A 12,457-nucleotide genomic window follows, 5' to 3' on the forward strand; every position below is an offset into this window, starting at 1 on the left:
TTATATTAATTTTAAAAAACCATCTAATGTCCAATAATCACTTTCAGGAATGATAAATTCCCCCTTTAAGGATGAGTATACTTTTGTATCTTTGTCCCCTGATTTTTCAAAAGCTAAATAATTTTTACAACCTTGTTTATTTATAAATTTTTTAGTTGCTTCTGTTAGAGTTCTAGTAAGTATTAATAAAGTAGAATTGTTATAAACACATTTATTTACTAATTTTGTTTGAATATGTTCATCATTAAATCCATATCCAATACATAAATAACTATTATTATTTTCAAGTGCTAAATCTGCTTTCTGAATTATTGTTCTATAAGGTTCTTGATATGTTTTTTTATATTTTTCATTACCAGGTGTAACAATTTCAGGTATAAAATCTTCAGGAATTTTTGATGTATTAGATAAACCTATTAACAAATTGTCTTTACTTCTAAACCAATCTAATGAACCATGTACTTTTAATATATTGACTCTTCTTCTTATATTAATAGGATCTTCAATAACTTTAGTTCTCAAAAAACCTGTACTAAAGCCTGTAAAATGATATATATTCTTTTTTTCACAAGCATATTCGGCTAATCTATCATAATTTGTTGTTATTATGTTTAACTCAGTTGATGTACTTAAAAATAATTTACCAATTAAATTTGATAAAGAATAAAAATTTGGATTCTGTAAACTTTTAAAAAAAACTTCTATATCAATTGGGTTAATTAAATTCCATGTTTCTTTTATTATTTGAGTTGTAACTTCTTCATTTAATGTGATTTTTTGTAAAGCAGTTTCTAAATCAGTACCGTCATCTAATAGTTTTATAAAATCACTCCAGTTAGAATCAGATTCTCCATTTACATTATCTTTTAAATGTTTAGATAAAACACCCATTGTTGGCAATCCATAAGATACTGAAGCACCACTACCCAAAACAATAACTGGTACATTTTCAATATATTTCTGTGCCTGAACTGCTATACTATTCAATTTTTCTTTCATTTCTTTTCCTATATTAAATTACTCAAATTCAAAACACTTGTCCCATCTCCTTTAGGCGTAACCCTAATCTGTAATGAAATTCGCTCTTTTAGTGCTTCCACATGGGAAATCACACCTACCATTTTTCCTGAACTTTGTAACTGATTTAGCGCGTTTAATGCTAACTCTAAACTATCACTATCTAGTGTTCCAAATCCTTCATCTAAGAAAAGTGAATCTATACTTATCTTTTGACTTGCGAGTGCAGAAAGTCCAAGGGCTAATGAAAGACTTACTATGAAGCTTTCACCACCGGAAAGTGTACTTACAGGTCTTACTACATCCCCTTGAAAACCATCTATTATTTCTATTTCTAGTAGCTTACTTGAATCACTACTTCTTTGAAGTTCATATCTTGGACTCAATATTTGTAAATGTTTATTTGCTAGATAGATTAGTTGGTCTAAAGTGATACCTTGGGCAAATTTTGCAAATTTATCACCACTTGCTGAACCTATCATTTCATTTAGTTTTATCCATACTTTAAAGGCTTCTTTTTTATTTTCTAATTCTTTGATTTTATCTTCATGTTTTTTCATATTTGAAGCATTGATTTCAAGCTCTTTTTCTAAACTTCCTATTGATTTTTGAAGTTCATCAATAGAAGTTTGCAACTCTTTTAACTCTTCATTTAAAGTTTGAAGTTCTTTATCTGTTAAGTTTAACTCTTTTTGTTCAGATAGTTTTTTTGCTGTATCTATTTTTAAAGTTTCAACTTGAGTATATTTTTCTTCTAGATCTTTGCACCTCATAGATAACTCTTCTCTTAACTCTTTTGATAAAAGTGCTTTTTCAAACTCTTCTTTTGAACTGAAACTATTTTCTGCTAGGGCATTATTGAATTTTTGTGTTATCTCTTCAAATTTTATATTATCATTAATTTGTTTTTGATTTAACTCTTTTATTTGAGTATTTAGTGATTCATTTTTTGAATTTATATTTATTAGCTCTTTTAATAAAGAGTTATATCTTTCATTAATAGTATTAAATTTACTTGTTATATCTTTTTCAAAGATATTTAAATCAGATACATCTAAAATAGCTTTACTTTGAGTTTGTAATTCTATTGTTTCATTAGAGATTTTAGAAAGTTGTTCATCATCAGTTTTTAAATTTGATTCTATTGATTTGATTTTTGTATCAAACTCTTTTAGTTGTATTGTCAAACTTTGAAGTTTAGCATCAAGTTCTTTTTTCGATGTTTCATTTTTAATAAAACTATCTTTTTTTGCAACTAAATTTCTAAAGCTTTCTTCAAACTTTTCATCAAATATGAACTCATATTTACTATAAACTTTTGAAAGTTCTTCTTCTAAACTTTGTTTTTTAGATATATTTTGAATTTGTTCATTTTGTAATTGTTCTATTGAACTTTTTAGTTTATAAAGTTCTTGTTCATTTTGTAAAACAAAAGTTTGTTTAGTATTTAGCTCTTTTTGAAGATTATCTCTTTGAATTAAAACTTTCTCTTTTTCATCTCTAATTTTTACTATATTCCTTAACTCATCTTCTAAAAGTTGCTTTTCTTCTTCTAAGTTTGTTTTAGAATCATCTGTTAAAACAAAATTCAATGAACTAAATACTTGTTCTATATCTTCTTTATTTTTTGATAATTTATTTAATTCTAAAGTAGAACTCTCTATTTTAGTTTCAAGTTTTGATAAGTTTAATTCAATAGTTCGTAAAGCTCTGTTTTCCTCATCAAATATCTGCTTCTTTTGAGCGATTATTGAAGTTGTTTCATCAGTATTTACACTTATTTTATGATTTACAAATGGATGTTCTTTCGAACCACATAAGAAACACTCTTCACCCTCTTTTAGATTTGCTCTATCACTCTCGTATTTTGCTATTAAAAGTTCTGCTTCTCTTTTATCATTTAGAGTTTGTATATGTGTTTGAATTTCAGTTATTAGTTTTGTTTTTTCTTCTATATTTGTTTTTATAGTTTTTAATTCATCTTTTGAAGAAGATATGATATTTTCTTCTTTTAAAATAGATTCCAACAATCTTTTATATTCATCTATAGAAATAATTAGTTTTTCAATACTTTTTAATCTATCCCTATTATTTAATTCTTTTTTATTGAAATTTGAAGCTTGAATTTCTAAATCTTTATACTCTTTATCTTTAGAATCAAATAGTACTTTTATCTCATCAAACTCTTTTTTTGCCTTAGTAAAACTATCTTGTAAAGTCTTTTCATCTAAACTGTTATTTTGAATTTTTTCTTCTATTTGTTTTAAAAGTTTTAGTACATCTTTATAATCATTTACATTTTTTGAGATTAAAGATATCTCTTCTTTTAATGATTCATCATCTTTATTTTTAATTAGATAATCATTTATAGTTTTTAACTCATTATCAATCTTCTCTTGATTTATTTTTAGAACTTTCAAATCTTCATTTAGTTTAGTTTTTTGTTCATTTTGAGAGCTTATTTTATTATCTAACTCTTTGATATTTTGAAGTTTTGATTCTATTTTAGTTTGTAGTGTTCTTACTTCTTGAAGCTTTTTAGAGTTTGTATCAAATGAAACTTTTTCTTTATCTAGTTCATCTTTTGATTTTAAAGATTCATTAGTTTTTAACTCTAATTGCTGCTTTAACTCTATTAGTTCTTTTTGAAGTTTTTCTAGTTTTTCTTTATCTTGATTTATTATTTGAGTTAAAGAGTTCTTTTCTTGATAAATTGGTTGAACATTTAAAGCTTTATTTGCTAAATCTAATTTTATAAACTCTTCTTTTTTATTCTCTTTTTCAAGACTGATTTGCTCAAACTCTTGAATATACTTAGTATTATCAGCTTCTAATTTTTGTAAATTTTCAAGCCAATTAATTACTTTTTTTAGCTCATTTCCTTTAGAATCAAATTCAAGTTTTTGAGCTTTTGAACTATTTAAAATTGATGTCTTTTCACTAACAACTTCATTTGACAATAATTCAATATTTCCTAATAAATTTTCATCTAATTTAATCTCATCATTTTTTCTAGTATAAGTTTGATATATTTCTTGTGATATTTGTTTATAAATTTGTGTTCCAGTAATATTTTCAAGTAAAGTTGATCGTTCATTTATATCAGCTTTTAAAAATGCATCAAAACTTCCTTGAGATAACATCATTGATTTAGAAAATCTTTTAAAATCAAGACCACATAAATCTTCTATATATTTGGGTACTTTTGAAATAAGTGATTCTAAAATTTTCCCTGATTCAACAACACTCAATTCCATTTTAGCACTTTGAAAAGCTCCTTCAGGACTTTTTCTAGCTCTTTTTTGACTCCAAGAACTTCTATAAACTTTTCCTTTTACTTCAAATTCAACTTCACATAGACATTCACCTGTGTGTCTACTCATAAGTTCATTTGGATTTGTAAGTCTTGCAGTTCTTCCATATAAAGCACAAGTAATTACATCTAAAATTGTACTTTTCCCAGCACCAGTTGGTCCAGTAATAGCAAATAAAGATTCATCTTTTAAAAACTTTTCAAAGTCTACTTCAAACTCACCTTTTAGTGAGTTAATATTTAATGATTTTACTTTTAATATTTTCATAGGCTTTGAACCTTAGAAACGACTTCTTTAAAGTTTAAAAGTAGTTCTTTTTCAAACTCTTTATCTTCTATGTTTTCAAGTTCTAATCTTTTTTCAAATACTTGTTCAACTGATAATTCATCTAAACTTATAACTTTTAAATCATTAGCTTTTAATTGCTTTTCACTTTTATCTATTTTTACAGCAAGTAGTGTTAGTTCAAGTTTTGAAGCAAGTTGTCTGATTTCATTATTTGCATACATTGCGTTATCATCAGATATATGAACTTCTATCCAAGAGTTTTTATCTTCTATTTTAGTAAGTTCATTTTTTATAGTTTCATAATTACCTTTAATGACAATTAGTTTTCTACAAAGCGAAACTTCTATTTCTTCTATACTCACTTCATTTTGAGTAAAAGATACAAGATTTACTTTTTGACTGTTTTTAGATTCAGAAAAACTAAGAGGTATTGGAGAACCTGAATATCTAACATGTTCATTATTTCCAACTATTTGATTTATATGAAGATGCCCTAAAGCAACATAATCAAACATACTAGCTAAATAATCTCCACCAATATCAATAGTTCCACCAATATAAATATCTCTTTCACTTTGAGAACTTCTGCTTCCAACAGTTGTTAAGTGTCCCATCGCAACTATTGGGATATTTTTATCTTCTTTTAGTTCAAGCGCTTTTTTGTAACAATTTTCATAATAAGCTTTAATACCACTATTTGCTAATTTCTCTTTTTCACTTATTGTTTTTCCACTAAGAGATTGTCTAATAACACTATCTCTTAAAAATGGAACAGCACAAACAATAGATATTAAATCATCATTTTTATTTATAGGAATAATTACATTTTCATCTTCATCACCAGTTGTTATAACATGAACATTTAAAACTTCTAAAAGTTGTTTTGGTGCTTTTAGAGTTGAAACTGAATCATGATTTCCAGCAGTTATAATTGTAGTAATCAGTGTTTTTATACTTGATAATTCTTTTAAAAAATTATAATAAAGTTCTAAAGCATAGTTTGGTGGAGTTCCTGTATCAAAGATATCTCCAGATACAAGTAATACTTCTATCTCTTTTTCTATTATAATTTCTAAAAGCCAAAAAAGAAAAGCTTCATGCTCTTCAGCCCTACTTTTCCCCATAAAATTTTGACCAAGGTGCCAGTCAGATGTATGTAAAATTTTCATTATATTGTCTTATTTAATAAATTTATTTTATTATATATAAATTATGTCACATTCTTGTCACATTTCAATGTTTATTTAATTTATATTATTGGTGATTTCCAATTATTAATTTTTTTATTAAATAATTTTTTACCAATAAAGATTCTTACTCTACAAAAAATTAGGAGAAAATAAAGAATATATGATGTTAAAATAGAAAACAGTTCATCAAAAGAAAATTATCTGAAGTTAGGATAGCCATTAATTAAAATAATTCAAGCTTTATTCAAATTTTGATATCGTTGCACACACATAAAACATAATAAATTAAATAAAGGAATGAATTATAAAAAAATACTCAACTAATCAAATTAAAAATGCTGGTAAAACTCTTATTGGTCCAGATAATGAAAATATTGAAGCTTTGGAAATTTTATCGTATTAGCGTACAAGTCACGCTAGTGCTTTAGAATACGCTTTTGACTTACTTGAAAACATAACTAATAAAATAGATAAATATGCTCTTCTTGCTAAAAGATTAAAAAGAACCCCTTCAATTGTAAATAAATTAAAAAGATTTAATTCAAAAGGTATGCAATTATCAACAATGCAAGATATAGGTGGATGTAGAATCATTCTATCTAATTTAAAAAATGTAGATAGATTAATTAAAACTTTAAAGAAAGAAAGATTGTTTGAATTAAGAAATGATTATATAAGAAATCCTAAAGAAGATGGCTATAAAAGTATCCACCTTATAGGTAAGTTTAAAAACTCTGAAGGTGAATTAAGAAGTATTGAACTACAAATTAGAACAAAAGTTCAACACTCTTGGGCTACAGCAGTTGAAATTGTTGATTTGTTTACAAATCAATCTCTTAAATCAAATTCAGGAAAAACTATTTGGAAAGATTTTTTTAAATATACAAGTCATCAATTTTCACTTTTAGAAAACAGTATATACTTGAACTCCTCAGATACTAGATTAATTTTTAAGGGCTTTCTTGAAGAATTTAGAAAATCAAAGAAAAAATCTCTAACTTATAGTGCATTTAAAGTTTTTGACTCTTGTAATAAATTAGACATTACAAAAAAATTCTCTCTTTTTGCTAGCTCTTTGCAAGTAACAAGTGAACAGTTAAAAAATAATACTTCAAACGGATATATTTTAATTATTGTTGAAATAATTGAAGGAAACACATTTGGAATTAACTCTATTTACTATAATGAAAACGAAGTAGTTGAAGCAAATAATGACTACTTGATTCAAGAAAAAAAGGCATTTGAAAACCATAGTATAGTTGCTCTTGTATCAACTAATGCAATTGGTGGTGTGAAAGAAGCTTATCCTAACTATTTTGCTGATTCTGAAGATTTTATAAAATATTTACATATAATAAATTCATCATATTTAAAATTAAATCCTGGATTTTTTAGATTGTGGAATAAATTTATTTATAAGTTTAAGAAACCATTAGTTATCAATTAACATATATGATGATTTCTTTATCATATATATTAATGACTATTTCTTCTACCTTTAGATATCGCCAAAACTGATTCTTAATTTGATAAACTAAAAATAGATAATTTTTTTTATCTTAATAAAATCTTTTAAAAGCTAAGTTGCTTTTTTGGTATTAATAATTATAAAACTAGCTGAAATTTTATTAATTTTTTAATTCTTTTTATATCATTATCTACAACATAGACTAAAATAAATTTTAATTAGAATATATATATTCTAATATAGTTATAAATCAAGCAAAAATTGTAAAAAAATAATTTACTCGTTACATAACGAGTAAATTTTAATAATATTTAAAATATGTCAAGTATTACTTGAAATATATTTATAATTTAGATACAATAAATTAAATATTACTCGTTACATAACGAATAAAGGATTAAAATGACAAAAAAACTAGGTGATGTTATTGGTGTTACAGTCCAAAAAGGTGGTGTTGGGAAATCAACTTTTTCTCAAGCAATAGCATACTCATATGCTAATAAAGGTTTTAAAACTGCATTAATTGATCTTGATCCTCAATCAACACTCTCTGGTGCATTTTTTGGTTATTCTTATGGTGCATTTACATATACTGAAGAGAATGGTGTTCTAAAATATGACGTAAGTAATATTACAAATATATTTAGAAATGAAAAAGTTACTCCAATTACTATTAAAACTACAAAATATTTAGATAATCCTAATAAAGGAAAAATGTTACAACCTCACTATCTTGAAGATAGTTTAGAAATTGATTTTTACCCATCAAATTTTCAATTATTAAATTTAACAGAATCTGATGAATTTAAAAGAGATGAAAAAATCAATATTTTATCAAACTTTATTGAAAGTTTAAAATCGAAATATGATAAAATAATTATAGATGCCCCACCCTCTTTTGGAATAATTACAACTTCTATTCTAAAATGTGCAAAATCAATTTTAATACCAATTCCAACTAAAAACGTTGATACAGACGGAATGGTTGGTTTTTTTAGAACTTTAGATAAAATATTTGTTACAGAAAATTTAGAAAATTTGGAAAAAATTGTTTTAGTACCAAATATGTTTGATAAAAGAATTACTGATGCAAAAGAGACTCTTGCTGAAATAAAAAGAATCCCTACTCTACTTCATGAAACACAAAACTTAAGAAATTTAAATTGCAAAGTTATGAATCCATTCCCACAAAAATCTTGTGTTCAAGAAGCCCCTAGTTTAAAATATTTTTTAGTTCCTTATATTATGGATTTCCAAAGATCACAAAATCAAGATTTAATTTTAATGATTGATAATATTGCAGATGAATTAAATTAAGGATTAAATATGGCAAAAGTTAAACCTCAAAGAATAACTTCAATTAATAACACAATTGATGAATTAAAAGCAGAACAAGATATATTATTAAAAAACAATACAAATATTATATTGGTTGATATTGATTCAATTTCTGAATTAAAATTAGACAATGATATATTAATGCACAATAGAATATCTTATTCAAAATCAAAATTACTTGAACTAGCAGAAAATATTTCGAAACTAGCAGAAGTTGATGCTGGTATTTTAGGTACAGGATTACTTAATCCTGTAATGTTAAGAAAAAAAGATGGAAAATTAGAAAGAATTCATGGCGAAAATAGAATTAGAGCTTTAAAATTAAATGGTTCAAAACAAGTACCAGCAATAATTTTAGAAAATGTAAGTGATGAATTGGCTAGATTTATGAGATCTAGTGAAAACTTAAATAGGGAAGATTTAAATACATATGATGAAACTCTATCTATTCTAGAACATATTCAATTAGCTTGTAATTTTAGTGATATTGAGAGTGTAAAAAGTTTTTTAAATAAAGTAAAAAATTTCCAAGCGGGGAAAAGTAGTTTAAATGAAGAAGAAAAAGTTTTACATAAAAATGTAAGTAATGTTTTTGAAAAAATAGGGCGATTTGATATTATTACATTTGTTGATAGATTATCTGTTTTAAAACTTGATCCATTGATTAAACAAGCATTAATTGATGAACAAATAACTTATAGCCAAGCAAAAGTTATAAAATCTAAATTAAAAACTCCAGCTGAAATAACAAAAATTTTAGAAGTACTCAAAAACAAAAAATTATCTGTAAATGAATTAAAAGTTTATATAGATAATTTAAAAAAATCTACTACTAAAGATGAGCCTTTAAATAAAAATATATTTGATAAGGTAAGTTTTTATTCAAAGAAATTATCTAAAAAAGTTTATTCAGGATTATCAAATGAAGATAAATTTTTTATTGATAGTAAATTAAAAGATATTGAAAAATTATATCTTGAAATAAACTCTAAAATTAAAGAATGATCTCTCTTTTCTTTAAGAGAGTTTATTCCTTTTTATAAGTATTTTTATTAAAGTTTATAAGAACTCCTCAAAGCACGAAGAAATAGCCATTTGAATAGCATTAGCTGCATATGAAATGAGAAATATAACACCTCATTTGAGATGTTATGACTTAAAAATAGAGAACTATTGAATCTCAAAGTATATGATATAACATATAAAAAGAGAACTTTTAGACAAAATAGCAGAAATATAGAGATAATGAATAGTTTTTCTCAATTTATATGTCAAAGGTATGAATAGACATAAGAAATGAGAACTTTATAGTTAAATATCCAATATAATCGAAGCTATAGAATTTATAAAGGTATGAGAAGAATATACAAATCCCCTACTTTGTGGTAAGTAATTGAAAATAGCAAGAAGTAAATTATAGATATAACATATAAAAAGAGAACTTTTAGACAAAATAGCAGAAATATAGAGATAATGAATAGTTTTTCTCAATTTATATGTCAAAGGTATGAATAGACATAAGAAATGAGAACTTTATAGTTAAATATCCAATATAATCGAAGCTATAGAATTTATAAAGGTATGAGAAGAATATACAAATCCCCTACTTTGTGGTAAGTAATTGAAAATAGCAAGAAGTAAATTATAGATATAACATATAAAAAGAGAACTTTTAGACAAAATAGCAGAAATATAGAGATAATGAATAGTTTTTCTCAATTTATATGTCAAAGGTATGAATAGACATAAGAAATGAGAACTTTATAGTTAAATATCCAATATAATCGAAGCTATAGAATTTATAAAGGTATGAGAAGAATATACAAATCCCCTACTTTGTGGTAAGTAATTGAAAATAGCAAGAAGTAAATTATAGATATAACATATAAAAAGAGAACTTTTAGACAAAATAGCAGAAATATAGAGATAATGAATAGTTTTTCTCAATTTATATGTCAAAGGTATGAATAGACATAAGAAATGAGAACTTTATAGTTAAATATCCAATATAATCGAAGCTATAGAATTTATAAAGGTATGAGAAGAATATACAAATCCCCTACTTTGTGGTAAGTAATTGAAAATAGCAAGAAGTAAATTATAGATATAACATATAAAAAGAGAACTTTTAGACAAAATAGCAGAAATATAGAGATAATGAATAGTTTTTCTCAATTTATATGTCAAAGGTATAAATAGACATAAGAAATGAGAACTAATATATCAAAAACCAGTTTTAAGAGAAATTTTAAAGCCAATAGCATAACTTTTGAGAAATTTAAGTAATATATGATAATATACAAGAACTTTTATTTAAGAAGAGAAAAGATGAAAAAAGATAGTTTGATGACTAAGCAGCAATTGATTGCAGAGGAACAAAAAAGACTTTTTAAAAATAGAAAAGTTGTACAACTTAATAAATTTATTAAAGGTGATGTGTCTCCATTTACTGTTAATGATTTGAAAATCTTTAAATTAATTATTTCAAAAGTAGATAGTAAAGATTCTTTATTTCAAGATTTTTATGAGATTACAACAGATGAGATAAGACATTTAAATATAAATGAAAAGCATTTATATAGTGAAACAAAAAAGTCTTTAAAAAGATTAGCCAATATATATATTACATTTGAAGAAAATGATAGCTTTAGAGAAGTAGGGCTTATAAGAAATGATTTTAGATTTGATAAGTATTCAAAAAAAATATTAATTAATTTTAATGATGATATGGGTGAATATTTAATAAATCTTAAAAAGAATTTTTTTATGTACGATTTAATCGATATTGTAAATTTTAAATATAAACATACTTTAAAATTATATGAATATTTTAAATCAAATTCTTTAAATGTTGTTAAATTAAAAGTTGATACTATAAAAGATATTTTAGATTTAAAAAATAAATATATAAGATACACAAACTTTAAAAAAGATGTGATTGAAGTTATAATTGATGAAATTAATTCTAGCTCAAACACTTTATATTTAAAATATAGTGAAGAAAAAATAGGACCTAAAGTTGAATATATTATTTTTCATGTAACTAGAATTAAAAGCGATTCTATACTTGAAGGTGCTATTAGTGAAAATATGGCATATTCTCATTTATATGGAAAAGAGTGTAATTATTTAGGTAAATATTATACTATCGAAGATATTAATATAGATAATTTATTAATAGTTTTAAAAGAACAGTATTCTAATAATCGTACAAATATTGTAAATGAGAGTAAAGAAAAGTTAGAGCAACAGCTTAAGAAATTACTACCAGATGATTTTGCTAAGAAAAAAACAAGTGAAATACAATTAGACGAAATTGGAAGATTAACTGCAGTAAATGATTTTAAATCATTTAAAACAAAAGTTATAGAAAAATATAGAGGAAAAGATCTTGGTAATTATATGCCAGGTTTTGATGAAGAAGTTATTATAAAAGTTGATGAAGAGAGTAGTTACCTATATGATACAACAGCTAAAAAAATCATATCAAAAGAAGAGAGCTTAGAAATTTGGAAATATCTATATAAAAATAGAGATAAAGTTGGTAAAGTTATCAAAAAAGAGCCTGTCAATTTAATTGAACAGTTTATAAATAAGATAATATTTATTACTAAAAATGATTCTTTTGGAAATAAAGAGATTATAAAATATATTGTAACGGATATTAAAGAAGAGACAGATAGTAAAGGAATTATTAAATATAGACTTCATATTAATAATTTAGAAGACCCAACACAAGATGTAGAGAAATCAAAAACACTATTAACATTTGAGCAAATTAAGCTTTTTATTGAAGAAAATAGTGTTGAAAAAGATTACTCGTTACATAACGAATAAAAATA

Annotated in this window: 7 protein-coding genes; 4 read left to right on the forward strand and 3 right to left on the reverse strand. The window is 24.3% G+C overall.

What is annotated here, in order from left to right; genetic code table 11:
- From AFAEC_RS11810 to AFAEC_RS11820, 3 genes are read right to left on the reverse strand one after another with little or no spacing between them, the layout of a single operon-like run.
- Positions 1 to 999 (reverse strand): SIR2 family protein, encoded by a 999-nt coding sequence (locus tag AFAEC_RS11810; protein ID WP_026806337.1) that lies wholly within the window; start codon positions 997 to 999, stop codon positions 1 to 3.
- Between the two features lie 8 nt (positions 1,000 to 1,007).
- Positions 1,008 to 4,598: an AAA family ATPase gene (locus AFAEC_RS11815; protein ID WP_026806338.1), complete on the reverse strand. Its 3,591-nt coding sequence runs from the start codon at positions 4,596 to 4,598 to the stop codon at positions 1,008 to 1,010.
- The gene (locus tag AFAEC_RS11820) at positions 4,595 to 5,788 is read right to left on the reverse strand and encodes an exonuclease SbcCD subunit D C-terminal domain-containing protein (RefSeq protein ID WP_026806339.1); all 1,194 of its coding nucleotides are present in this window, start codon (positions 5,786 to 5,788) and stop codon (positions 4,595 to 4,597) included. The genes AFAEC_RS11815 and AFAEC_RS11820 overlap by 4 nt, the downstream gene beginning before the upstream one ends.
- A gap of 487 nt (positions 5,789 to 6,275) precedes the next feature.
- On the opposite strand from AFAEC_RS11820, the gene AFAEC_RS11825 reads away from it, so the two are divergent.
- From AFAEC_RS11825 to AFAEC_RS11840, 4 genes are all read left to right on the forward strand, one after another.
- On the forward strand, positions 6,276 to 7,256 hold the full coding sequence (locus AFAEC_RS11825; RefSeq protein WP_225442427.1) for a RelA/SpoT domain-containing protein: 981 nt from the start codon (positions 6,276 to 6,278) through the stop codon (positions 7,254 to 7,256).
- 423 nt (positions 7,257 to 7,679) lie between these two features.
- On the forward strand, positions 7,680 to 8,594 hold the full coding sequence (locus tag AFAEC_RS11830; protein ID WP_026806340.1) for a ParA family protein: 915 nt from the start codon (positions 7,680 to 7,682) through the stop codon (positions 8,592 to 8,594).
- A 9-nt stretch (positions 8,595 to 8,603) separates the two neighbouring features.
- Positions 8,604 to 9,620, forward strand: coding sequence for a ParB/RepB/Spo0J family partition protein (locus tag AFAEC_RS11835; protein WP_026806341.1), 1,017 nt, complete (start codon positions 8,604 to 8,606; stop codon positions 9,618 to 9,620).
- 1,323 nt (positions 9,621 to 10,943) lie between these two features.
- Positions 10,944 to 12,452, forward strand: a complete 1,509-nt coding sequence (locus AFAEC_RS11840; protein ID WP_026806342.1) for a replication initiation protein — start codon at positions 10,944 to 10,946, stop codon at positions 12,450 to 12,452.
- Positions 12,453 to 12,457 lie beyond the last annotated feature (5 nt).

This window comes from Aliarcobacter faecis (genome assembly GCF_013201705.1).
In the GTDB taxonomy this organism is placed as follows: Bacteria; Campylobacterota; Campylobacteria; order Campylobacterales; family Arcobacteraceae; genus Aliarcobacter; species Aliarcobacter faecis.

What these genes read in the sequence shown, in the direction of transcription:
- AFAEC_RS11830 (WP_026806340.1), top strand. Translation starts at nt 7,680, where the DNA reads ATGACAAAAAAACTAGGTGATGTTATTGGTGTTACAGTCCAAAAAGGT.
- AFAEC_RS11820 (WP_026806339.1), bottom strand. Translation starts at nt 5,788, where the DNA reads ATGAAAATTTTACATACATCTGACTGGCACCTTGGTCAAAATTTTATG.
- AFAEC_RS11815 (WP_026806338.1), bottom strand. Translation starts at nt 4,598, where the DNA reads ATGAAAATATTAAAAGTAAAATCATTAAATATTAACTCACTAAAAGGT.
- AFAEC_RS11840 (WP_026806342.1), top strand. Translation starts at nt 10,944, where the DNA reads ATGAAAAAAGATAGTTTGATGACTAAGCAGCAATTGATTGCAGAGGAA.
- AFAEC_RS11835 (WP_026806341.1), top strand. Translation starts at nt 8,604, where the DNA reads ATGGCAAAAGTTAAACCTCAAAGAATAACTTCAATTAATAACACAATT.
- AFAEC_RS11810 (WP_026806337.1), bottom strand. Translation starts at nt 999, where the DNA reads ATGAAAGAAAAATTGAATAGTATAGCAGTTCAGGCACAGAAATATATT.